Raw genomic sequence first — 24,633 nt, 5'->3', positions numbered from 1 at the left:
ATGATCGAGTGCGCAAACAGCGAATCCACGGGAGAAATGCGGCAGTTTTCCGTTCGTCGTCACCTTTCCTCCGCATCGGGAAAGGGCGGACAATGGGTGGTGCACCCAGTGGATTCAAACACTTTTCCGTACAGGGTCTAAGCCACCATTAAGCATAACGTCCTGTTGAACTGTTTGCGCCTATTCTTCATTATGGGAAGAAAAGGGGGATTTTCATGCCCGGGTGGAGAGCAAAAATTGCTCATGGAACTTTCCGTGAAAATCCCCACCACTTGGTGAGTGCGGTATACGCTCCTGATCCGTGAGGGTATACTGAAAATGGCCAAAAAAGGCAATAGGAAAGCAGAGGTGCCCGATTTTAGGCATCTCGTATAACCTGTCTGCCTTTTGGCTAGACTAAATAAGTTGTGGTTGGCGGAACGGCTCTTTGCGGGAGATCATGCAAAAGATGATCACCAACATCCGCCGAGCAATGGCGATGAGGGCTTTTTTCTTCCCGCACCGGGCCGCCAACGACCAAAACTTTCGGGACAAGGGATGCGTCTTGGATCGAGCTGCTGACCATGCCGCCTCGCATAACGCCGATCGGAGATGGGGATTGCCTTTTGTCGTGCGCGTGCTCTTTCGCTTTCCGGCGCTTTCATGGTTGCCGGGGGACAATCCAGTCCATGAAGCCGCCCGTTCCGGCGTTTCAAAGACGCTCATGTCGGTTCCCATCTCGGCGATGATGACGGCGGCGGTTTGTTTTTTCACTCCGGGCATGGTCATCAGCAGGTTCACTTCCTCGCGATACGGCTCGAGCAGGCGGTCGATGTGTTGGTCGACTTCTTCGATTAACTGCTCCAATTCCTCAACGTGTTTCCACAAGAGGCGAAGGAGACGGAGCTCGTGTTCGGTCAAGGTGCCGAGCAGCGAATCGTACACCGCTTGCTTTTTCTTTTTGAGCCTTCCGCGCAGGCATTGATCCAACTCGTCCTTGTCCACGTATCCCTTCTCCAGCAGCCGGGCGAGGATGTCTTTTCCGGAAACGCCGAAGAGATCGGAGAGGACCGAGCCGAGTTTGACATTGGAAGACTCGAGCACTTTTTGAATCCGGTTTTTCTCCGAAGTCAGCTGTCCGACCCACTTTTTGCGGAGGCGGGTAAAATCCCGCAATTCGCGAATATCCGCTGGGGGGACGAAACTTTTTTCAACGAGTCCATGGCGGAGCAGCTTGGCGATCCACTCGGCGTCAGAGACATCGGTTTTTCTTCCCGGGACATTTTTGATCCGCTGCGGATTGGCCAGTGTCAAGTCGACATAGCCCTCGAGGAAGGCGAAGACCGGTTTCCAATACACGCCGGTGGATTCCATGGCGACATGGGTAACGCCATGTTCTTCGAGCCACTCGAGCAGGTCACCAAGTCCCTTCGAGAACGTGGAGAAGGTTTGAATGTCCTTTTGAATGTGTCCATCTTCTTCCCATAGCGCGCAGGCGACGATGGTTTCGGCATGAACATCCAATCCTGCGCAGCGAGGATAGATGACATCCATGATGAAAATCCTCCTTTTCGATGATCGAGTGCGCAAACAGCGAATCCACGGGAGAAATGCGGCAGTTTTCCGTTCGTCGTCACCTTTCCTCCGCATCGGGAAAGGGCGGACAATGGGTGGTGCACCCAGTGGATTCAAACACTTTTCCGTACAGGGTCTAAGCCACCATTAAGCATAACGTCCTGTTGAACTGTTTGCGCCTATTCTTCATTATGGGAAGAAAAGGGGGATTTTCATGCCCGGGTGGAGAGCAAAAATTGCTCATGGAACTTTTCTTTGCAAAAAGCAGTTTTTTCTCTGAGCGGCCTCCTCTTGACTGGAAATCGAGGAGGGCCGCTGCTTTGTTTGAGTATGCCCAAATTGATGGAAGGCGTATGTCTAATTTTGTATAATCAACCCTCATGTAAATTCATGTTATTGATTTTGCTCATCCACAGTTAATTTTGTAATTTTGCTAAAATCGAGACTTTCATCAGCTCTTCGTTTTCCTTTTATAAAAGTCACATTGTAATAAAAGTCTTCAAGCGGAATAAATAAGCCATTGTCTTCAGCAAATCCCTTTAGATCTTTATGTGTTCCATGTTCCCACGATATTACTTCCACATTAAAACCCATATTCTTGATTAGTTCCAAATCATTTAAGAATCCTTGACCCAACTTCTTCCCGGCTCCATCACCTGTCAACACAACAAATGTGTGATCATGTCCATTATTTTTTGCAGCTTCTCTAAACATCGAGACTTGAAGTGTTTGGTCAACCCCCACTTCTTTATTTGAAGCTGAACGTTCAAGTAACTCTAGCGTAACGCCTAACCGCCGAACGTGATCCCACAAGTTGGAATTTGGAGGGGGAATACTTCCTACAACATAAGCACTGCCAATCGGGCGATTCCTATGCGCCAACAAAAATAGATTCTTAAAATAGCTTCTAAATAATTTTTGATCTTCCTCTGGTTCAAACTTCTTCATGACATGGTTGCGCCCAACAATATGAATATTACTATTATCCCAAAAAATATGTACCTTGCACATAACATTCCTCCTTCTCTCTACTTACTTCGACAAAAGGAGGAATTTTCCTACATCGTTTTTTCGTCAAATTCCGACATTGATCAAGTTACGCGTCTTTATCACGGATTCAGGTATTTTATATCGTGCAAAATGATCTCCAGTGCATCAATCCATGCACAAAGGCGGAGCGATCCGCCTTCCTTTAAACAATTCCCTCTTGAACCTCCAGTTGCGTTAGGGGGTATGATAAGGGAGAGACTAGCAAAAGAAAGAAGGAGGACAACTGTCATGGAGACGTATTCGATCGGCGAAATCGCCAAAAAGACAGGTGTATCCATCCGGACATTGCGGTATTATGATGAAATTGGACTGCTGCAGCCAACGAAAGATCCGTCATCAGGACATCGAATCTATACGGAAGAGGACATTCTTCAATTGCACAAAATTATGAGTTTGAAGTTTATTGGGCTTAGCTTGGAAGAGATTCGACAATATATTCACCAACCGTAACTATTCACCCCAGTGCTAGTGTATAAAAAAGCCCAGCACAAATAGGGCATTTCGGTCATAGAAAATGCCCTAGGTAGCGGAAAGAACTCGATCGATCGTTTCGCCTGCCAACAGAAGACATAACGAATCCCACACGTTTTTTTCGTGTTTCGTCAGTGTGGAAACGATGCTTCTTGCGATGCAAAACGACTGCGCGAATGTTTCTTCGCGAAACGTACCCGAAATGTTCTCTTTGACTTTGACCATGCGAAGATCGCGTTCGGCTTGGTTGTTGTCAAAGGGAACATGTACTTCACGTAAGAAACGCAGCGCTTCTTCCTTTCGTTTTTGAAGGCGTCGAACAAAAGCGAGTGCTTTTTTCGGAAGAGGCGTCATCGTTTCTAATCGGTGTTGTGCTCTTTCTAGGATGCGATCATACACTCGTTCCCACCGTCTCGCTTCTTCTTCGGAAAGTGCACCGTGATGGGCTTCGACGGCTTGCTTGGCGGCTAACAGAAACGTGGTCATGCGCATCGCCCACGTATGCCCTTGTTCGATGAATCCTTTTAACTCACGCAAATGATGGGCGTGACAAAGGGCATGGGTGGCATGTGTGTATTTCGGATATGTACCGAACGCATCGTGCATCATCGTCCCTTCATATCGGGGAAGAATCCCGATATCATCGGTCGCTTTTTTTCCACGAGAAGCGTGAGGAGCCAAGTATGTATATCTCGATGTACACGCGACATGCACCCATGCGAGTTTCCCATTGATGCGCAAACTCGTTTCATCGACATGCAGGATGTTGGATTCAAGTAAGGCGTCTTCGATGATGTCCATATTTGATTCCAGCGCTTCGCGTCCTCGTTTCACCATATTGGCAAGGGTTCCTGTACTAATCGAGTGTTGATATAACGCTTCGATTGTATCACTTAAACGCTTGTACGGGATCAATTGGATATGATGTAAATAAACAACGAGCGCCGTGAGCCGTGGACCGTATTGCACATGATTCGTGACATGGGATGGGAATTCGGCTTGTTGCACGCATCGACAATGTGGACACGATTTCACTTCACGTTCATGTTGTGTCACCTCGATCGCCACACGAGGGACATCAAACACTTGACGGATATCGACTTTGAACGGTTTGACTTCACACAAAGAAGCTCCACATCCTTGACACGTATGCACACGGTGGACGACACGATGATGTGGATGTTCCACTTGACGGAGCGTCTTCCCCTCATGTCCCTCTTGCCCACCAGGCTTTTTGCCAGACGGCTCGCGGGAGGAACGCTTTTTCTCAAAACGGTCAGAAGATGGGGGCAAATGGCTATTGGAGCTGTTTTTTTTCGTGCGTGCTTCCAGCTCTTGAACACGGTACTTCAGTTGTTCATTTTCTTTGCGTAGTTGTTTGTTTTCGTGACGCAAATGTTCATTTTCTTGAATGAGTTGATGAATGAGCTGTTTTTGTTGTTGAACTTTGCCGATTAAGCTCTCAACTGTAAATACAGCTTGTTGTACCGTCAACATGCGATTCACCTCCTTGTCTATCAGTATTCACATCATAGACAAGGAAAGAAGAAAATATTCAGCTCACTTTATGATGTGGCTGAATAGTTACCACCAACCAACATACGACCTTACCTTAAAAGAAACGTTGATGCTGGAAAAAAACATGCTAGAACAGAAACGAAGACAGTTAGAAAGATCCATTCAAGCCATTGAATATGCCATCACCCTTTTAGAGGAAGAAGGAGAAATTGACAGCCTTCTCTTGATGAGCTTAATCCGCAGCATTCAAACAGAAGATGATCAAAAACGATTGATGACACATTACCTAGACCAAGAAACGGTTGATGCCATCTTCCATAATGAAGAACTCAAGCAAAAAGAGAACGAAATGATCAAATCCTATGCCCAATTCGTCAAACAAGTTCACGAACTGTACGGACTCCCCGCCGACCACCCTGACGTACAGCACATGATTGAAACGTTCCTGCGCTCTACTTTTGGTCTTTTGAGCTTGGAGACCGTTGAAAAGATTACCGAGCTACTTAACCAGAACCAATGGGATTCTTTTGAGTGGAAAGAAGAATGGGATGTTCTTAGTCCCCTCCCCTTTTCCAAAGAAGAGACGCAGTGGCTTGAACAAGCGATGGATGACTACATGCAACGTCTTGAGCACATGGGTATAGATATGAAGGAATCAAAGGAAGGAGAGAACAGTGGATATGAAAAATAGGATCGAAACGAAACAAGGCAGTCCAAAACCATTTTGGTATTTGCTCAAACAAGGAAAATTGAACAAATCGCTCATTGCTTTCGCCCTCATTCTTGGATTGATTGAAAGCGGGGCTGGGTTGATCATCCCCCTGTTTGCGAAAGACTTTATTGATCTCTTAGCCCATGGCGGAATGAAGTGGCAACAAATTTTTTGGCTCTTATCTGCTTTTCTCGTTCAAACGGCGGCAGGCGGCATCTCGTTTTATCTCATGTCGTATGCCGGAGAAGCTCTAGTAGCCCAGATTCGAAGTCGATTATGGAACCACATCCTTCATTTGCCTGTTTCCTTTTTTGACCGCTATGAATCGGGGGAAACGATGAGCCGCATTACTCAAGATACAGCAGTCATCAAATTGCTTATTTCCAACCATCTCGTCACATTTTTTAGTGGCATCGTCTCTGTGATCGGTTCCATCATTTTACTGATTATGATTGATTGGCGAATTACTCTCTTTATCTTTTTGGCCGTTCCCGCTGCTATGCTCATCATCATGCCGTTGGGAAGAAAGATGCATCAAATTTCTTTGCGCACGCAAGATGAACTGGCCAAGTTTTCGGGACATCTTGGCCGGATCTTGCAAGATATCCGTCTCGTGAAATCTTATAACGGTCAACACATGGAAGCAGAAAAAGGAGATCAAGAGATCAAAAATTTAATGACCTTCGGTTTGAAAGAAGCGAAAGTCTATGCCGTCATCTCACCGATGATTGCCACCGTCATGATGCTCGTTGTCGTGATCATTGTCGGTTATGGCGGCGCCCAGGTTGCATCTGGGCATTTGACGGCGGGAGAGCTTGCGGCCATCATCATTTATATTTTTCAAATTGTCATGCCTTTCACTGCTACAGCTTCCTTTTTCACCACCTTTCAAAAAGCATTGGGGGCTACAGAGCGGATTAATGAAATCTTTCAAGAGCAACGGGAACTGCTGGGCTCACAAAAAGAACCCGACTTCAATCAAACATTGCAGTTCAAACATGTTTCCTTTTCTTATCATCAAGATAAACCGGTGCTAAAAGGCATTCATTTTACCATTGAGCCAGGCAAAATTTACGCTTTTGTTGGCCCCAGCGGCGGCGGAAAAACCACCATTTTTTCACTGATTGAACGCTTTTATCTGCCAGACGAGGGACAAATCTTGTTAGGAAACATACCTATCCATGAAATCGATTTACAAAAATGGCGACAAGCGATTGGCTACGTTTCTCAAGATATTCCCATTTTGTCAAGCACCATTCGAGAAAATATTTGTTATGGATTCGAAAGCATGCCTGAGCATGAAGAAATCGAACAGGCCGCTCGGCTGGCCAACGCTCACGAATTTATTCAAAAATTGCCGAATGGCTATGAAACAGAAGTCGGCGAACGAGGGATCAAGCTTTCAGGAGGGCAGAGACAACGTATTGCGATTGCTCGAGCCATCTTAAAAAACCCAAAACTCCTGCTATTAGATGAAGCCACTTCTAACTTGGACAGCGACTCAGAAAGCCTAGTGCAAGAAGCGCTGAAAAACGTGATGAAAGGTCGAACGACGTTGATTATTGCCCATCGGCTTTCTACCGTCACCGATGCAGACACGATCTTCGTTGTCGAAGACGGGCGCATTACTGGACAGGGAAACCATGAATTATTGCTGGCTACCCATCGTTTATATCAAAAGCTGGTCACCCATCAGTTTTCCCAAGGCAAAAGGTAATTAGGCAGCCATATACTCACCGACTTTCCAACTCACATTTCGCACCTTAACAAGAGGAAGAACAAAGGACTTTGTGAGCCACTGAACGCCAGCACCAGCAGGAGGCTGGCATTGAGAGTCCACCGCACCCAGCCGGTCAATCAATGGTGGAAGACCAAGATCTTACGAATGCGGATGTCCATAGGTGCAACCCTCTTTGCTCCCCTTGCGTGTCAAGGATTCATTCTGTGAAGCAACCATTCTTCCAAAAACAGGAGCTGAAACAATGAATCAGCTCCCCACTATAGGCAACACGTTCAATTTGATTGTATCAATTTTTGTAAAACATTGCCATCGAACTTTGTCGACCGATCAAAAATACAAAAAGAGCGGTGCGATGCCGCTCTCTTTTCTACACCGATGGCGAAGCGATGAAAACTCGCAACGCTTCCGCTTTGAAGCTCATTTTTTATCAACTCCTATTTCTCTAAGTGTGCAATACACTAGCGCCCTGTTGCTGCTCGGGAATGTGCTCTTGGATGTCTCAAAGATTTTGCATTCAACCGGGTCAATTCATAATGTGATGCTAAGACAAAGCAGAAGCCCGCTTGGCTTCTGTTTTGTCCCCACCTTCAACGGCTTAAGGCTCGTAACATAAACCGCTCGACATCATTCTCCGGTCCGATGAATTCCACGTCTGTTCCGATGGCTTGGAAGTGTTTGCGGGCGAAGGCAATTTTCGCTGCTTCACCGGGACGCAGTTCGTCCTCCCATTCCTGTCCTTTCGTCTCGAGGACGAAGTACAGTTTTTCCTCTCCATCCTTTTCGATGACAAGCGCCCAGTCGGGATTGTAGGAGCCGATTGGGGTGTCAATTTTAAACCAACTCGGCAGTTTGACGTACACTTTTACGTTCTCATCGTGTTCAAAACGTTTGGCGAACCGCTCTTCCACATCGGAATCGTAAAGGATATGGTCAAACGGCGATTTTTCGCTCGGGATGGCGTTGTCGTTCAAATAGGCGAGCAACTCTTCGTTTTGGAACAGTTCGACCGCGTAATACGCATCATCACCAATTTTGTAATATTTCACGCCATCTTTCAGCAACAGCCTCATTTGGCGCTGGATGATGTTTGCCACTTCTTCAATAAACTTTTGCGGATTGTTTTTGAAATCATCGAGCCGTTTGCAGCCGGTTAAGATGCGGACAATCGTCTTGCGTGTTAAATTCGTGCGGTTTTGCAGCTCGGTAATGACGTCTGGAAGCGTATGGTGCAAGCTGACGTAATCCTCCACTTTTTCGCTGACCACCTGAGCCTGTACGCCTGTCACATGATCAATTTCCACCCTTCCTTTCCGGCTGACAATGCGGATTTTTTCAATGGGCTTCATTTCCTGAATGGCGGCGATGCACAAGTCAGTGAGCTGTTCGCTGTCAAAATCGACCGAATAGACGGTTTTGTATTTGATTTTGTCCCACAATTGCCGAAACTCTTCTTGATTGAGAACCGCCATATTGACATTGACTTTTTTCTTTTTCGTCCCATCTTTGATCGGCAATGCTTGCAAATGGCGTTTGATCTCTTTCACGATGGACGATCGCCACGGCTGGAATTCGTCGCTCAGATGGAGATCATAGTCTTCAATGGCTCGTTTGAGTTTTTCCGTTGCTTTGCCCTGTTTGTCAATATAGCCGTTTTGTTTTAATTCCTCATACAGCTTCAATGATAAATCATAACCCATTTGCACCGGCTCTTCCATCGCCTCATCCACATAAACGAGTTTGGCAAATACATGTTTTTCGATTTTGCCGAACTGGATGCCTGTATCTTCTTCAATCTCTCTTTGCAGATTGTCAACAAATTCTTCATATGACTCATTCGCCATCACGGTCAATATGTTGATCTGATCGTCATGCACCCGCTCCCCGTTTTGGTCGACGGCCAATCGCAAGCCGCGCCCGATTTCCTGGCGTCTGGATACATAGGTGCCTGATGAGTCTTTCAACGTGCAAATTTGGAAGACATTCGGATTGTCCCATCCTTCACGGAGCGCGGAATGGGAGAAAATGAAGCGGAGCGGCTCATCGAGGCTGAGCAGCCGTTCTTTGTCCCTCATAATGAGATTGTATACATCCGTATCCGCCTCTGTATTCCCTTTCGTATCTTTCAACCGTCCTTTTTTGTCTTGCGCGAAATACCCGTTGTGCGCTTTTTCCACATCCTTATCAATGCCTGGGTCATCCCACAGCTGTCGGTATTTCGGTTTTTGGATCAAATCCTTATATTCTTCCTCAAACATCACCGCATATTTTCCTTTAATCGGATTGCCATCTTTATCATAATCACGGTAATGGGCGACTTTGTCGATAAAGAAAAGGCTTAACACTTTAATTCCGCGCGGGCGAAGCTGCAGCTCTTTGTTCAAATGCTCTTCGATCGTTTTGCGGATTTGATACCGCTTTATCGCATCATCGTCAATATCGCCGATCGCATCACCGACCCGCAGACGATAGCCATTTACTTCAATCGCTTCGTTTCCTTCCGTCCAATCAATCTGCTCGACGATATAGCCACGATACAATTCTCGTTCCCCGGAAATATCGTACAAATCGTCTCCGTATTTCACCGTTTTCGTCGTCCGCTTCACCTTTCCGCGCGACTCGACGTCCAATTCGATCTTTGCTTTTCCTTCCTTTACCTCGATTAGTTTTATATACGGTACGTTAAAAGACGGCTCGGAACGAACGGACATGACTTCAATTTTTTTCACCAGTTTTTGATTGTACGCGTCGACCGCATCGAGGCGATACACCATGTTATATTTATCTACATGCGTCGCCGAGTAGCGCAGGGTGCAAAGCGGATGAAGCGAGGCGATCGCTTCTTTTGATTTCGGCGTCGTATCGACGCTTTGCGGTTCGTCGATAATGACAATCGGGTTCGTCTGTTGAATAAATTCGATTGGGCGATACCCGTTTAAACGATCGTTCGGACGGTGAATGACGTTCGCTTTATCTTCTTTTTCCGGGTCTTCAAAGCTTTTTCGGAACGCGTCAATATTAATGATCATGATTTGGATTGTTGTCGCTGTCGCAAAGTTACGGACTTGATCGAGTTTTTGCGAATCGTAAATAAAGTATTCTACTGGCGTATGGTCATACAGTTCATTGAAATGGTCTCTCGTAATTTGCAGCGACTTGTACACCCCTTCGCGAATCGCCACGGACGGAACGACAATGACAAATTTCGTAAATCCGTAATGTTTATGCAATTCGTAAATCGTTCGTAAATAGACATATGTCTTCCCCGTACCTGTCTCCATTTCAACGGTAAAATGCATGCCATCGAGCCGCTCGCTGCGCGGCAGTCCGTTTCTCACCTGGATGTCTTGGACGTTTTTTAAAATTTCCTCAGGCGTCAGGTCAAGCCGATTCCCGACGCCTAAGTCCGTTTGAAGCATTCCCGCCTCAGGGCCGTACGAAACGGTGAAGTTTGACTGGCTCAATTCCTGTCCTTTGAAAATATGCACCACCGACTCAATCGCGCGCCGTTGGTAGTCCAAATCCGCGTTAAACTTCAGCTTCATCGGTTATACACTCCTCACATCCGTGATGCCGTGCTTTTTCAACGTTTGCAAGGCGTTCGTTTTCACCGCGTCGCTCATAAAGCCGGATTCTTTAAAAATGACTTTCGGCGGCATATGCTCGGACCTGTAGTTCAACATCTCCTGAACAAGGTCAAAGTCAATCTCATCTTCTAGGCAGACCAACACAGAACCGTAGGCGACGTTGTAAATCGTTTTGCCGCGGCAGTCGATTTCCTCAATCGGCACCGTCAACGGCAACCCGATTTTCAGCAAAATCTCATACAACAAGTCTTCTTTCGTCCGATCTTCCTTAATGTTATTCTGCAAATCGAAAAGCGTTTGTTCGAGGTTATCAAAGTCCGGATCCCATTCTTTAATATTGGAAGAATCGAGCTTAAACACTTTAAAACCGATATCTAAATCGGTCTTTCCGGTTTCTTGAACGATTTTCTCCCCCGCCCGACGGATGCGTTCTTTTCCTACTTCAGATAAAACAGGTGGCTTATCAATAGATTTTAAGTATTCATAAGTTCTCCTTTGCTGGTCATCATTTTGATCTAAAAACTCATCTAACTGAACCATAATGAATTTTCTATTACCATTGTCCTCTGCATTTAAGGTCATCACAGCATGTGCAGTTGTTGCAGAGCCCGCAAAAAAATCTAAAACAATCATCTCTTTATCATAATATCCTAATGTATTAATTAAATATTTTATTAAGCTCACAGGCTTGGGATAACTAGCCACTCCTTCTGCTCTAAAAAGCGAGAGGCATTCTTCATAAGCATCTTCGTTCGTCCCAATGTTCAGTTTGTTATCCAATAAAGTTGGTGGTCTTTTTACTTTATTGTCTTGGTCAAATTTCAACACATTAAAGCCAAATTTACTCGATAGCGATATTCGAGTACCTAATTTTAGCTCTTCCTCTAATTTATTTTGTGTCCATACAAACGCCCCATTAACTTCAATCTCAGAATATTACTAAACCATTTTTAACGACAAATGATTTCAAAAATTCGATAGAGGTACTACCTTCTCCATATCTTCCAGCCTCATAAGTACCATCGTCTAGTTTAGTTTCTACTGAGTTAGCAGGAAAAACTAACACTTTATGGCTGTTTGTTCTTTTTACGAGTGGTTGCCACTTGTCAGAATATGCACTTTCTCCAAACAATTCAATAGTTATATCCCCCTTCTTATAGGCAATTACATATTCAGTTATGTTGCGTATGCTTTTCGATAAATGACTTCCCTTCTTTTTTTTCACCCAAGTAAATTGAGCAATTAAATTATTTTCTCCAAAGATTTCATCACAAATTTTCCTTAAATTTACCAATTCATTATCATCAATCGAAATGAAAATGACCCCGTCTTCTTTTAATAAGTTCCTAGCTAATTTTAATCTAGGGTACATCATATTTAACCAATCCGTATGGTATCGTCCGTTTGTCTCCGTATTCGCCTTTGTCGTTTGCTGGGTAATTTCTTTGTAATTTTTGATATTGTCACGGAAATCATCTTTGTACACAAAATCTTTCCCCGTATTATACGGCGGGTCGATATAGATCATTTTAATCTTTCCGAAATACGATTTTTGCAACAGCTTTAATACTTCAAGGTTGTCGCCTTCAATATAAAGGTTTTCAGTCGTATCCCAGTTTTTGCTGGATGCTTTGTCCGGTCTCAGCGTGCCGGTGGATGGCGTTTGCGCGAGTTTCATTGCCTGTGTTTTGCCGTGCCAGGTGAACTCATATTTTTCATTGCGCGTTTCGATCTCTTCGCCGAGAACAAGCTTCAATTTGTCAAAATCGATTTTCCCCTCCGTGACAACTTCCGGGAATAGCTGCTTTAACGCTTCAATGTTTGTTTTGACAAGGTCAAGCGACTTTCCGTCCAGTTTCTCCATCGTGCTACTCCTTTCCGCGCAATTGTTGCTTCCATTGTTCGATTTGCTTCGTTAGCTGTTGAATTTTCATATGGTATTCGACTTTTCGATTAAACTGCGTTTCTTTTTTGATTTCGTTTTTCCATTTTGCGATTTCGACTTCCGCCTGTTCGATTTTCGCGACGAGCTGTTTGGATTGTTCATCAGCGGCGATGTAAAAGGCGCCGATCGCTTTGGCGTGCTGGAACGCCTGCACCGCCAGATGGATGTCTTGATAAAATCGAAAAAAGTTGGCGAACGACAGCTTCGCCATATGGACGGCGCGAAGAAACTGCTTGACCGTCTCGTCAGCATGATCGAGTGAAAACCACGGCGTATACGCCCATTCTTCGGCCACGGTTTTGGTTCGGTCGTTTTTGTTCAGTCGCTTTCGGCATGTTCCGATTTGAACGTTTCTTTCTTTTTCAAACACGATAACGGTCGGATTGGGCACTGTTTTTTGGATGATTTCCCCGATCACGGAAACGTGCGCATCCTTTGATTCCGTGCGCAGCCGAACGGTGATAAACATGACCCCTTCGTAATGGTAGTCGTCGTTGACGAACGGCTGAATGTTGATGACCCTTGAGGTCAACAAGTATGTCAACTCGATCCGCTCGATGTCTTTCGTCATATAGTCCTTTTCTTTTTTCGTCAAATCCGCATAGTCGTAAAACATTTTTTTGTCAAGCTTTTTATGCAACGGGCGGACGCGCTCGTCCAGTCCTATTGTAGCATAAAACACGGATGCGGCCATGATCCTCACCCTTCAATGATCAAATACGAAACGATCTCAAAGTCTTGCAAACTCGTGTTGGCGTTCGTCACGAAGGCGTCCAAGTTTCCAAGGCTGAAGATGTTGAGCATCAATTGCTGGTCCATCTTGCCGACGATCTCTTCCACCGCTTTTTCCAGCAGCGCCTTGTATTGCCCCATGTCTTTTCCGTTTTTCGTCTCTTGGTAAAACGCCTTGTACAAGCCCCATTCGACGTCTTTTTTGCCGTTGCAAAGCGAGCGATACAGGTCCAACATTTTCTTGACATGCCCAGGATGGTACAACACCGTGCCGTCTTTGCGGACATACACCAAATAATAGGGATGAAGCGCGTTTTGTTCATGCGCAGATGCCATCGGCGCCGTTTGTTTTAGGCAGAAAATGACGCCTGGCTGAATTTCGTCTTTCAGTTTTTCATTTTGATTGGCGGTAATGCTGAACAGTCCAAACGGCGCCCGCTCGAGCTCTTCTTTATGTTCCTTCATGAAATTCAACAAATCCATCCGGAAGTCGTCGAGAGTAAAATCCGTCAGCGAGATATTTCCGGAAATATCCTCTAAATCAATGACCTCATTTTGCAATTTTTCCAGTTGCTTGCGGCGGTATTCCAAGTCGTTCATTTCATTGCTGTTGTCGGCAATGACGTTTTCTTCGCCAGTCGCTGAAATATCTAAAATGGTCATTCGGCCTTTGACCCGATTGACAAGTTGAATGTACTCATCAAGCTCGATCGATGGCCAGAAGTTTACGAGCTGGATCTGATTGTTTTTGCTGCCGATCCGGTCGATGCGGCCGAACCGCTGGATGATGCGGACCGGATTCCAATGGATGTCATAGTTGACGAGATAATCGCAGTCTTGCAAGTTCTGTCCTTCGGAAATACAGTCGGTGGCAATGAGAATGTCGATTTCGTCCTTCATTTCTGGCATCACTTTATCGCGCTCTTTCGAGACGGGCGAAAAGTTCATCAACACATGATTGAAATCGACTTTCTTCATCTTCAATGTTGTTTTCGGCCGATCGGCGCCCGTCACGACCGCGCAGTGCAAGCCAAATTGGTTTCGCACCCATTGATGCAAATTCTCGTATAAGTAGTTTGCCGTATCGGCAAAAGCGGTGAAAATGAGCAGCTTTTTGTTCTGTTCGTTAATGGGGTGCTTGATTTTCTGTTCAATCAATCGTTTCAACGCCAACAGCTTCTGATCGCGATCCGGCGTTACGTTCCGCGCTTGGTGAAGCAGCCTCAGCAAAACCTCCCGGTCGTATAGCAAATCTTGTTTCCAACGGATCAAATCCATGTCTTTCAAAAAGATTTTGACTTTCAAGCCAATCAACGCCTCTTCCAATTCCGGATCTTCCGCATCGATCTCGTCCATCTAGCCAATTGTCCCAGAACTTCCATCGCAACGGTCGATTTTCTCGAGATGTTCGTCGATTTGTTGGATGATGTTTTGCAATGTCAAAGAAAACGAATGAACGCTGCTCTCTAGCCGCTTCAGCAAATTCGACTTCATTAAATAAACAAGGTTGTGCTCGCGGTCGGTTTGCTTAAACACTCGGCCGTTTGCGACCTTTGTGTCGTATTTTTCGCTATAGTCCGCTCTTTTGTGCGGCAGCACGTATTGCATCGGCAAATAGACCGCCATGCGAAGCCGCAAAATGTCGTTGTTGATTTTCTCAAGCGGCGGAAACTCATCTTTGCTGTCGATTTTTTCTTTCAGATTGATCGGCTTTAGACGCGTCGGAAACGGCCCGATAGCGTCCACGTTGTAATATTTTTCGATATGGCGGCGCGAACGGGCGATTGTCAGCGAATCAAGCAAAGCAAAATAATCCCAATCGAGCATATCCAACAACCGCTCGGTCGTCCGCTCTTCTTCGGGAAGCTGGCTCCATTTGTTAAACTGCGACTGGGCGCGCCGAATCGTCTGGCTGATGCTTTTGATGTTCGCTGTTTCCGCCAATGCCTTGTCGTTTCCTTCTGTAATAAAGGCATTTTGATTTTTCAAGTCATCCAGCTTGTTGTTGACGGGGGTGGCGGAAAGCATCAATACCTTCGTTTTCACCCCTGCTTTAATGATATCGTTCATCAAGCGGGAGTATCTCGTCACCCGATCGTTGCGCGGATCATTATTGCGAAAGTTGTGTGATTCATCGATGACGACTAGGTCATAATTTCCCCAGTTCACATGCTCCAAATTAATATCGCCGCTATATCCGCGCTCACGCGATAAATCGGTATGGTTGAGCAAGTCATAGGAAAAGCGGTCTGCGGCTAAAATGTTTCGCTTATCATTTAAACGGTAGATGGCCCAGTTTTCCCGCAATTTTTTCGGCGCCAACACGAGAACGCGATGATTGCGCAGTTCGTAATATTTAATGACCGCTAACGCCTCAAACGTTTTTCCGAGCCCGACGCTGTCGGCGATAATGCATCCTCCATACGTTTCGATTTTATTGATGGCGCCAATTACCCCATCGCGCTGAAAATCGTAAAGTTTGTTCCAAATGACCGTATTTTCAAATCCCGTTCTTGTTTGTAGCGATTCGTAGTTTTTCGCATCTTGCAAGAAGCCTTTAAATAGATTGTAGAGCGTCACGAAGTAAATGAACTCTGGCGAATTTTCTTTATACATCACTTCTAAGCGCCACAATATTTCGTCTTTCACATCTTGCAGCGCCTGTTCATCTTGCCAAATCGCCTCAAACTGGCAAAGCAGCTGGGCGCTGGAATCTCGATCATTCATCATATGGGTAAAATAAAAATGGGGGGAGCTGCTGTAGCCGAGCCCCGGACTGGAAAACGGCGCCCCGCCGATCAAGCCGATTTGTGACCCGTCCTCATTTCGCACATGGTATAAGCTGCCTTGAATGGGCTGATTGACGACCGATTTCACTCTTGCTTTCTGTTTCAGCCATTTCGCCAGTTCCCTTGCTATGTATGCTTGGTTAAGTTCGATTTTGTATTTTCGTTCTTCTTCTACTCCATACAGCGCCGCTTCGTTTTTCTTCATCCATTCATTGAATGAACGATCACCGCGCACAAAGGCAGGCTCTGTGAAAATAAAACGGAATTCATCGATTTGCGCCAGTTCTTTTTTCAACTCTGCAAACGCATATAACGTAAAATGCGCCGCTGCAATCGATAGTTTGCTGCCTTTTGTGATATGCGCTTTCAACGCATCGCCGACTAGGCCGTTTTGTCTGTTGTCAATCATCCCTTTTGTCTTCATGCACGAATGGCTCCTTGTTTCTTTTCTTTATGGTTTTATTTTACGAAAACAACTGGTAGGATGTTGTTGAAATTTGTCGAAACTATAGATTGATTATCATAGACACAGCTTAAGAACGAGGGCTCTGTTTCGATCTAGGAACGAATTGATCGAACTCGACGTCAAGGAGCAAGACATCCAGCCTCTCCATCAACGATGGGCGCAAAAAATCCTCCCGATTTTCGTCGGGAGGGTGCAAAAAGTGAGTGATTAAGCTTTTCCAACTCTTCACCACAAGTTGTACTTGATCATTTACGGCAAGATAGGTGCGCATTGGGAAAATAGAGGATACAAAAAATGCGAATTTTCCCGTATGGTAAAGGAGACCGAGCCAAATCATCGGAGGAAAATTCACATGTACTCTCAGTTAATCAAAGAACTCATCGATTTCCCTATTATGCGCTAAACTTGAACATTTAGAAGCCCGGTGAAAAACGGGGCGTTGCGGGCAAATCAACGGCGTTGGATCAGAATCGCAAGCCCGTTTGTCAAAGTTTCTCTAATTGAAAAATAGGTGGGCCATCAACCTTCTTCACTAAATCACCAGCTTTTTAGGTTATGATCCTGTCTGCTTGTACCATCAATGATAAAAGGAGTATTCAATGCCTGCGAAATTTTAAAAAGCGTCTCTACCCTAGGACTTGTAAGCCCCGATTCAATTCTCCCAATCGTGGATTTTGGAACTCCAATGCGATCTGCCAGTTCCTGTTGAGACATATTCAGCTGCTTTCGTCTTGTTTTAATCTGTGCAGCTATCGTTCCTTCCAATCGAAGTTTTTGAACATGTTGCTCGCCTCGAATGGCTGCATATTTCTTAAAAAAATCACTCATTGTTTTTCCCTCCAGTCCATTAATAAAGGCAAGGGTCGAAAGCGCAATAACGTTCATATGCTGATTCAGCCGGCACAATATCCTCTCGTCTTATCGCTCCGTTATACTGCTTGTCAAAATAATGAAGCAATATGACTTTTGAAAAATTGTGAATCGCAAATATAATTCTGTGATTTCCAGTTCTTCCACCTCTTATCCCCCATCTGTAAAAATGATCATAACGAGTATTCATGCGAAGATGTTTCAACGACGGAGGGATGATATCATCCGGAAAGCTGTTGTCCTCTGGATCAGAAGGATATGGATGATGTTGAATAATCGTAAGTTGCCTGGCATATACATCAGCAACATGACACCATATACCCGGACGACCTTTTTGTCTAAGTTCTTGCTCGGCTTTACTCAGTAGATGATTTTCAAATTCCTTTACATTTCCTGTGTATATTACCTCAAACAATATCCTCTACCCTTTACCAATTATTATACACAATGATAGCATTTATGCTACTGACATGCAATCATTTATACATGCCAAAATGGATTGAAACAGACATGGATCATCAGACCCAGCCTTGTCTCTCGATCATACCCACATGGCCATGCATCCTTCCCTCCCCCATAATCCCCACCACTTCGCGAAACACGGCCGACGGCTGCCTGCGGAGCAGGTCGGCGGGGATTGTTTTGTGCTTTGCGCCGTTTGTGATGATGAGACGGCCGCTTTCCAGGCGGATGGACACGTTTTTGACGCGGTATGCGGTGATTTTGGACGCCTGATCCAAGTAGCGGGCGTCAAGGTCGAAGCGGATGCGGTCGGACAGCCGCCGCAGGATGCGCCAAAGGGCGATTTCCTCGCTTGATTTCATGAACAGTTCCGGCAGTTCTTTCGCCTGCTTGAGCGTGTTGAGCGTCGTCATCGCATAAACGGCGATGCCGTAGCCGACGGGACGGATGACGTGTTGGAGAAAGTGCCAGCTTTCGACTTCGAAGCGAACGTATTCCTCATCGCTTCGTTTCGGCAGCTCGGTGATGGCCGATCGTTTGACGATGTTCACAGCGGTGATTTTGCCAAAGCACGTGACCCCGTTTTGCGGGGCGGCTCCTTGTTTCGGGTAAAGGGCGATGTAGCGCGCGTCTTGCCAGCCTTTTTTCAGCTGCTTGACCGGGATGTGGTAGAAGCGGTGCTTCACATAGGCTTCGTAATGCCGCGCGCTTGGCACCATGCCGACAAGCACATGCTCGTCGAACGCCGACCGCCATTCTTCGATGATCCCTTGCGGCAGGATGCCTTCTTGTTGCAGTTCTTCGGGATTCTTTTCAATCAACCGCTCGATGAACTGCTCGACCAGGCGGGTGGCGTTCGGCAAAAACGGCAGGCCGCCGATGTTGACGTCGTTGATGCTTTTGTACAGCGGGTGCGCTTGGTAGCTGTCTTCGTCATGCCACGGGAACAGCACGTAGGCGCCAAAGGCGGTGCGCTCGTACGGGCCGCCGCGGCGGGCGACAAGCGAATCACGGTAGCGGTGCATCGTGTTGATGTCGTCTTCCATCGGGCCTGGCATTCCGTACCGTTTTTCATACGCGCTGCCGGAAACGGCGAAATCGAGGCGGTATTTGGCATCGAAAATGTAGTTGAACGTATAGTCTTTTCCCTTCTTTTCAATTGCCAAAACCGTGTCGGGCATTTGCGGGACGGTCGGCAGCCTCCCTTCGTACAGCTGGTACGTGAGCGTGATTCGCTCGCCCGTGTGCGGATGTTCGCACACTTGCTTGGCGGAGCGGGTTTTGTCGAGATGGACGAACAGCCCCAAGCGGTTCACTTGGATGACGTTTTGACTGATGAGTCTGTATTTTTTCCCGAGAAGCTGCCCGAGTTTTAGAAACGTCCAGTACTCGTACAGCGTCGCCACGTCTTTGACGGACATTCGGTACAGCGTTCCCTGCAAGGCGAGGCCGCGGGTGATGAGGAGAAACAGCTGATAAGCGTCGCGATATCCAGGCGCCATTTGCAGGACGAGGCTCGCAACAGAGCGGTCAAGCTGCCCGATCGGCCGCCAAAAGGAGTGGCGGAGACGGGTTTCGAGGGCGCGGATCATCGATTGGATGCGCTCCAGCAAATCCGGATCCGGTTCTGTTTCGTACCGCTTTTGTTTCCCTTGCACGTGTTCGAACAAATCGCGCAGCTTCTCGGCAAGGCGCGTCATCATCCATTTGACGAACCGGTTTTCGAGCGTGTCGTACGTCAGTTCTTGTTTCGCTTTGAGCCCCGATTGCGGCATGACGGTTCGACTTCCAATGTCGATGCCGCGTTTGACATCGCGGAACACATGCGGCCGCTTGCGCAAATCATTCCGTCCTGCCGCATCCAAACGGCCGAGCTGGTCGCCGCGCACCCTCACATGGACGGTCGACAGTTGATGGTGCGGCTGCCGCTCGATATGGCGAATGGCCTGCAAAAAATCGCCGATATGCGCCTCCATAAGCCGGAAAAATTCGCTTCGGGACGGCGCGCCGCTGCGCTTCGCCTTCGCCCACTGGTACGTGCGCTTGATAAAGTGAAACGCCAAGTTGTAAATTTCTTCGCTCACTTCATCAAGCAGCCGCTGGTAGTCTTGTTTGTAGGTCAATTTCGTCGGGAAAATTTCGATCGTCACGTCCAAAATGGAACGGCTGCCGTCGCGGATTTCGAATGTCGACAGCCCGACTTCATTCGGGAAATGGAGATTTCCCATCAACACCGCTTGGCCGCCGATATCAACACGGCTGATGGCGTTTCTCAGCGCTGGCGACTCATGGTAAAAGGAGAGCACCCGGTCGGTTTTCGGAACGACAAGCAGCTGATAGACGCCGTTTTCAAAGAAAATCGGGCGGTGGCCGCCCGACCAGTCGACAAGCTCGCCAGCGTCCACGTCAAACAGCTTGACGCTCCGCACCCCTTCGCCGCTTGCGAAAAACTCCATCGTCTCGTGGAAATCGAGGCGGCGGTACTGCTTGAGCCCTTCGTATTGTTCGTGGTACGGCTTTCCTTTGATTACGAGCGTGAGCTGGTTCGTTTCGATATGGACGAGCTCATAGTCGTCACGCCCCGAGCCAGAACGAAGTGAAGCCATCGTCCTCCAACCTCCGCAGCATGCGCCAAATTTTCTCCGCGCTTTTTGGATAGCGGGCGTACGACACATCAAGCGCACCGCTGTAGTCCCCGTCCGGTTCAAAGCCGGCGCAAAGGACAAACAGCTGTTTGAGCGCCCGCTCCAGCCGCGCGTCGCTTCCTGAAAGGCGCGGCAACATTTTTTGCATCAGGCAATAGTCGAACGCCTTGTCAAATTCCATCAGCTTTCCTTCTTCGTTATACGCAAGGTAGAAACAAATTTCATCGCGGACGCGGTAACCGATATGCGCCCCGAGCGGCTCAAGGATGCGGTTGATGTCCACGAGCTGTTTCGTCGCGTCTTCTACCAGCTTTGGATAATCGGCATATACATCTTTCAAATGCAAATACCGCGCCGCGAACAGCTCCTGCCCGACAGGTTGGGGTGCAACGGTCGGCACATCGCGCAAAAAGTCGAGATGGTCGAGACGGACACGGTTGAACTCGATCGTGTTCGCGCGGTCGAGCACTTTTTTGCTGAAGGGGTGGGTCGTCTCGTCCATGTTGACCGTGCCGATGATGTAGACGTTCGGCGGGAGAAAAAGGTCGCGCCCCACCGTTTCTCGCGGCAGCAGCCGCGACGATACAATGCGCCCATTTTCCCAGCGGCGGCTTTCCATCACGCTCAGCACATCGCTGAAGTAATGCTCGACGCGGGCGAGGTTCATCTCGTCCAACACGACGAAATACGGTTTGTCCGGATGGTTCCCCGCTTCGATGATGACGTTGGTGAGCGGCCCGGGCTTGAAATCGCCTTTAATGTCGACATAGCCAAGCAAGTCCGAGCCGTCGTTCCAGTCCGGGCGGACGGGAATTAAGGTGAAGCGACCGTTGTCTTCCGTCGCGCCGACGCTCTCGGCGAGCCATTGAACGATTTTCGTTTTCCCCGTTCCGGAAATGCCGGATAAGATGACGAACGGTTTTGTTTTTAACGATAGAAAGAGGTTGGCCACTTCCTCTTTTGTGTAATAAAAACCTTTGGCGGATATGTATGAATGAATATGCTCAACCGCCTCCCGATAGGAAAAGACCTGCTCGGGCGGTGCCATTGGTTCTGTTCGCTCTACATACTGTCGGTAATAATCGATCATCGTTTCGAGGTCGCGCGCGAGTTGTTCATCGGACGGCAGATCGTCAAACGAATAGGCGATATACGCCGCCACCGACCGCTCGTAGTCTTTCGCCCGTTTGCTTTCGCCAAGACGGATGTCATCATCGGTCCGCACGCGCTCTCCGGCGGGAATGAGTTGGCGGATGTCCCGCTTCACCCGCTCCATTTCGTCTTTCGGCGTCTCCGTCACCCCTTGGGCGAGCGTCAAATAGAGGCGGCGCCTATCTTCACTGAATAAGTAGACGATATAATACCCTCGCTGCGTCGAATCCGTCACTTCTTGGTCCATCACCGCCACCCACGGCACGTCGGTCCAATTCCCTTGACCGACCGACCCTTTCACCATATACCGATCAGGCGGCAGAAACGGCAGCGCTTTCAACGCCTCTGGAATCGCCCGCGTCACTAACTGAAACGTCCGCCGCTCTTTCGACAGTTTTTCCTGCTTGTCTTGCTCGTAGATGGCCATCACTTCACGGAACAGATCGTGCAATGACATAAGAATAGCTCCTTCGTGCCGAAATGTTTTCTTCGTTTCTATTTTTCTTCTATTCTACTAAAAAATTAGCTCTCTTAACTAGTAGGAGAGCCGTTTTTTCGAGCATTCGCGTGGGAGAAGCGCGTTGAAGGAGCACATTCGTCTTGGTGATATCTCTCTTTCATTCTCCCCAAACGCCCGATCGGGTTGGGCGGCGATGAATATGGCGGGAGACAAAGAAAAGCTCCTCACCGCAAGGGAGACAGAAACGCCTACGAGAAGATTCAAACCTCCATCACACGGTTTAAGAAAGCGTGTGCATAGAAGAGCGAAAGATGTTTATGCTACACTAGGGATGAGAAATTCCGGCGCCGTTTTTCGGCGAATCGTTTGGAGGTGGCATTAGGCCGCAAGCAGATTTGTCAATATGGTTCAAGGGAGGAATGGAACGATGAGACCCCCCGCCCTATTTCTCGCTCACGGTTCGCCGATGTTGGCAATTGAAGACAATACGTACACGGCGCTTTTGGGCAAACTCGGGGAAGGAATTCGCCCGCAGGCGGTCGTCGTCTTTACCGCCCATTGGATGACGCGCCAACCGACGGTTTCGGTGGTTGAGGGGACGTATGACATGATTTATGATTTTTCCGGATTTCCGCGCGAGTTGTATGAAGTGGTGTATCCGGCGCGCGGGTCGGTCGAGTGGGCGGAGCGCGTGCGGGAGCGTCTCGCTGGTGTGGCGGAAGTGGCCGTCGATCGGACCCGGGGGTTGGATCACGGTTCGTGGGTGCTGCTCTACCGCTTATTTCCGAAAGCGGATATTCCGGTTGTGCAAGCGTCGGTCGTGCCGTGGTGGACGCCGAAGCAATTGTTCCAGCTTGGTGAGGCGCTGCGTCCATTGCGTGACGAAGGATTGATGGTCATCGGCAGCGGCGGGACGGTGCACAATTTGATGGCGCTCCGTTGGGAAGGGCATGCGGAGGCGGACGAATGGGCCGTCGCATTTGATGATTGGCTTCTCAGCCGATCCGCCGCCCATAGTGAAGAGGTGTTCGAGTATGAGAACAAGGCGCCGTACGCCAAGCAGGCCGTGCCGACGCCCGAGCATCTCGCGCCGTACTGGATCGCCTACGGGGCCGGCGATCGCGGCGGGGCGCCGCGCGTGTTGTTCCGAGAATATCAATATGGAAGCTTAAGCCTCATGGCTGTGTCTTTTTAAAAGGCCCGCTTCCGACGCCACCGCGTGGGGGCGGGCTGTTTCTTTGAGACAAAGCAGCGTTCTCATTTGCCACAGCACTTTTTATACTTTTTCCCGCTGCCGCACGGACATGGGTCGTTACGGCCGATTTTTCGCTCTTTTCGGCGGTATGGGATGTTGGTCGGCCGCGGAGGTGTTTGCAGCACGGCTTGAAAATGGCGATACCGCTGCTCGGCAATGGCTCTCCACGTTTCCAGCTTCGGGTGATCGATCTCTAGAATCGTATAATAGGCGTACGCGTTCTGTTCGACATCAATCATCCAAGAACGCCCTCGTTTTTCCGCTCTTTTTACATACTGCTCTACTTCTGGGAGCGCCTCTTTATCCAGCTGATGGCAAAGCGCCTCAAAGCAAAATGCTTGGAGGTCATCATCGCGCTGCTTGGAAAAGACTTCTCGCAATACACGCACGGCCTGTTTAGATTTGATGTTGGCGAGCACATGAATAGCGGACAGCGCCGTGTCTTCCTGAAACGCATATGGGCGCACCGCTTCGATCGTTTCTTCACGTTGGAACATCGATAAGGTGGAAACGGCTTGATCAACAAGCACATCACCGTCTTGTTGTTCCAACAGTCGGGCGAGGCGGGGAATATATTCAGCGGCGCCGACGAGCGAGACCGCATACACCGCCAAAATGCCGTCATACGAAAACCAAGGCTGTTGCTCGTTTTTCATCCATGCCAGACCGATATCTTCCTTCGTCATCCATCCGCGTTCAACGAGAATGCGCACGGCTTGCTTGGCTACTAAAAACCAATCGTGATTGTGAAACTCTTCCTCGTGCAAATGCGAAAGCACTGAAAAATAGTGTTCCCATACGTCATCTTCCGTTCCTTCTAAAGCAAGGCGGACAGCTCGCTGCCAAGACCGCGGGAAGTGAGGGAGCAGCTGTTCTCCGTATTTTTCGAGCTGGGCGGCTGGAAACGGGAAAAACCAACGGATGTACTTCGCTGCATCTTTCATGCTCAACAACTGTTCAAGCGCTCGGTCGGTCAACGGCTGTTTGGAGATGCCGTGCAAAATCATCCTCCGTGTTTCTTCGTTGTCCGCCGTTACAGCCTCATCCACCAAACGCTCCACAAGCGCGGCTGGAATATCCGGATACTCTTCGATTGCGTCAAACGCAAACTGGCGGAGGACAGGATGGTCGCTAAACAAATGCGGCTCGATTGTTTGAATAAAGGACATGATCACACCTTCTTTTTTCTGAAATTTCCCCCCGTCGCTGACAGAATATCGACATTCA

Annotated in this window: 12 protein-coding genes and 3 pseudogenes; 4 read left to right on the top strand and 11 right to left on the bottom strand. The window is 47.9% G+C overall.

The annotated features are described in order from the left end of the window. Nucleotides 1-396: 396 nt before the first annotated feature. The gene (locus tag ACR1UW_RS08420; protein ID WP_014195317.1) at nucleotides 397-1,533 is read right to left on the bottom strand and encodes an IS110-like element ISGka2 family transposase; all 1,137 of its coding nucleotides are present in this window, start codon (nucleotides 1,531-1,533) and stop codon (nucleotides 397-399) included. Between the two features lie 414 nt (nucleotides 1,534-1,947). Continuing rightward, a complete protein-coding gene (locus ACR1UW_RS08415; protein WP_498932895.1) occupies nucleotides 1,948-2,565 on the bottom strand; it encodes an NYN domain-containing protein in 618 nt (205 codons plus the stop codon). 267 nt (nucleotides 2,566-2,832) lie between these two features. Here ACR1UW_RS08415 and ACR1UW_RS08410 point away from each other — a divergent pair. After that, nucleotides 2,833-3,051: pseudogene (locus ACR1UW_RS08410) on the top strand (MerR family transcriptional regulator); the annotation flags it as partial. Between the two features lie 72 nt (nucleotides 3,052-3,123). Here ACR1UW_RS08410 and ACR1UW_RS08405 read toward each other — a convergent pair. Then, nucleotides 3,124-4,572, bottom strand: a complete 1,449-nt coding sequence (locus ACR1UW_RS08405) for an IS66-like element ISBst12 family transposase (RefSeq protein ID WP_498932894.1) — start codon at nucleotides 4,570-4,572, stop codon at nucleotides 3,124-3,126. 130 nt (nucleotides 4,573-4,702) lie between these two features. Here ACR1UW_RS08405 and ACR1UW_RS08400 point away from each other — a divergent pair, with 130 nt between their 5' ends. Continuing rightward, complete coding sequence (locus tag ACR1UW_RS08400; protein WP_498932892.1) at nucleotides 4,703-5,284, top strand: hypothetical protein; 582 nt, start codon at nucleotides 4,703-4,705, stop codon at nucleotides 5,282-5,284. Further along, nucleotides 5,274-7,022 (top strand): ABC transporter ATP-binding protein, encoded by a 1,749-nt coding sequence (locus ACR1UW_RS08395; protein ID WP_033008847.1) that lies wholly within the window; start codon nucleotides 5,274-5,276, stop codon nucleotides 7,020-7,022. Before ACR1UW_RS08400 ends, ACR1UW_RS08395 begins: the two co-directional genes overlap by 11 nt. Before the next feature lie 611 nt (nucleotides 7,023-7,633). Here the strand turns inward: ACR1UW_RS08395 and ACR1UW_RS08390 are convergent. The 7 genes and pseudogenes from ACR1UW_RS08390 to ACR1UW_RS08360 all read right to left on the bottom strand — a co-directional run bounded on the left by ACR1UW_RS08390 (nucleotide 7,634) and on the right by ACR1UW_RS08360 (nucleotide 22,148). Next, nucleotides 7,634-10,588, bottom strand: a complete 2,955-nt coding sequence (locus tag ACR1UW_RS08390; RefSeq protein ID WP_498932890.1) for a type III restriction-modification system endonuclease — start codon at nucleotides 10,586-10,588, stop codon at nucleotides 7,634-7,636. Nucleotides 10,589-10,591: 3 nt separating this feature from the next. Beyond that, nucleotides 10,592-12,494: pseudogene (locus ACR1UW_RS08385) on the bottom strand (site-specific DNA-methyltransferase). 4 nt (nucleotides 12,495-12,498) lie between these two features. Next, nucleotides 12,499-13,269, bottom strand: a complete 771-nt coding sequence (locus ACR1UW_RS08380) for a DUF4391 domain-containing protein (RefSeq protein WP_498932888.1) — start codon at nucleotides 13,267-13,269, stop codon at nucleotides 12,499-12,501. A 5-nt stretch (nucleotides 13,270-13,274) separates the two neighbouring features. Next, a pseudogene (locus tag ACR1UW_RS08375) lies at nucleotides 13,275-16,520 on the bottom strand (helicase-related protein). Between the two features lie 579 nt (nucleotides 16,521-17,099). Beyond that, nucleotides 17,100-17,447, bottom strand: coding sequence for a helix-turn-helix domain-containing protein (locus tag ACR1UW_RS08370; protein WP_498932887.1), 348 nt, complete (start codon nucleotides 17,445-17,447; stop codon nucleotides 17,100-17,102). A 503-nt stretch (nucleotides 17,448-17,950) separates the two neighbouring features. After that, nucleotides 17,951-20,500, bottom strand: coding sequence for a DUF2357 domain-containing protein (locus ACR1UW_RS08365; protein ID WP_498932885.1), 2,550 nt, complete (start codon nucleotides 20,498-20,500; stop codon nucleotides 17,951-17,953). Further along, a complete protein-coding gene (locus ACR1UW_RS08360) occupies nucleotides 20,469-22,148 on the bottom strand; it encodes an MrcB family domain-containing protein (RefSeq protein ID WP_498932883.1) in 1,680 nt (559 codons plus the stop codon). Before ACR1UW_RS08360 ends, ACR1UW_RS08365 begins: the two co-directional genes overlap by 32 nt. A gap of 430 nt (nucleotides 22,149-22,578) precedes the next feature. On the opposite strand from ACR1UW_RS08360, the gene ACR1UW_RS08355 reads away from it, so the two are divergent. Further along, complete coding sequence (locus tag ACR1UW_RS08355; protein ID WP_498932881.1) at nucleotides 22,579-23,346, top strand: DODA-type extradiol aromatic ring-opening family dioxygenase; 768 nt, start codon at nucleotides 22,579-22,581, stop codon at nucleotides 23,344-23,346. A 62-nt stretch (nucleotides 23,347-23,408) separates the two neighbouring features. On the opposite strand, the gene ACR1UW_RS08350 is transcribed toward ACR1UW_RS08355, so the two are convergent. Next, a complete protein-coding gene (locus tag ACR1UW_RS08350; protein ID WP_498932879.1) occupies nucleotides 23,409-24,575 on the bottom strand; it encodes an SEC-C metal-binding domain-containing protein in 1,167 nt (388 codons plus the stop codon). Nucleotides 24,576-24,633: the final 58 nt, after the last annotated feature.

Origin of the sequence: Geobacillus lituanicus (genome assembly GCF_050994965.1) — a bacterium.
GTDB classification, from domain to species: domain Bacteria; phylum Bacillota; class Bacilli; order Bacillales; family Anoxybacillaceae; genus Geobacillus; species Geobacillus stearothermophilus.
Note: the sequence above shows the minus strand (reverse complement) of the source record. Positions and strands in the feature narration are given on the sequence as shown.

What these genes read in the sequence shown, in the direction of transcription:
- ACR1UW_RS08420 (WP_014195317.1), bottom strand. Translation starts at nt 1,533, where the DNA reads ATGGATGTCATCTATCCTCGCTGCGCAGGATTGGATGTTCATGCCGAA.
- ACR1UW_RS08415 (WP_498932895.1), bottom strand. Translation starts at nt 2,565, where the DNA reads ATGTGCAAGGTACATATTTTTTGGGATAATAGTAATATTCATATTGTT.
- ACR1UW_RS08405 (WP_498932894.1), bottom strand. Translation starts at nt 4,572, where the DNA reads ATGTTGACGGTACAACAAGCTGTATTTACAGTTGAGAGCTTAATCGGC.
- ACR1UW_RS08400 (WP_498932892.1), top strand. Translation starts at nt 4,703, where the DNA reads ATGCTGGAAAAAAACATGCTAGAACAGAAACGAAGACAGTTAGAAAGA.
- ACR1UW_RS08395 (WP_033008847.1), top strand. Translation starts at nt 5,274, where the DNA reads ATGAAAAATAGGATCGAAACGAAACAAGGCAGTCCAAAACCATTTTGG.
- ACR1UW_RS08390 (WP_498932890.1), bottom strand. Translation starts at nt 10,588, where the DNA reads ATGAAGCTGAAGTTTAACGCGGATTTGGACTACCAACGGCGCGCGATT.
- ACR1UW_RS08380 (WP_498932888.1), bottom strand. Translation starts at nt 13,269, where the DNA reads ATGGCCGCATCCGTGTTTTATGCTACAATAGGACTGGACGAGCGCGTC.
- ACR1UW_RS08370 (WP_498932887.1), bottom strand. Translation starts at nt 17,447, where the DNA reads ATGAACGTTATTGCGCTTTCGACCCTTGCCTTTATTAATGGACTGGAG.
- ACR1UW_RS08365 (WP_498932885.1), bottom strand. Translation starts at nt 20,500, where the DNA reads ATGGCTTCACTTCGTTCTGGCTCGGGGCGTGACGACTATGAGCTCGTC.
- ACR1UW_RS08360 (WP_498932883.1), bottom strand. Translation starts at nt 22,148, where the DNA reads ATGTCATTGCACGATCTGTTCCGTGAAGTGATGGCCATCTACGAGCAA.
- ACR1UW_RS08355 (WP_498932881.1), top strand. Translation starts at nt 22,579, where the DNA reads ATGAGACCCCCCGCCCTATTTCTCGCTCACGGTTCGCCGATGTTGGCA.
- ACR1UW_RS08350 (WP_498932879.1), bottom strand. Translation starts at nt 24,575, where the DNA reads ATGTCCTTTATTCAAACAATCGAGCCGCATTTGTTTAGCGACCATCCT.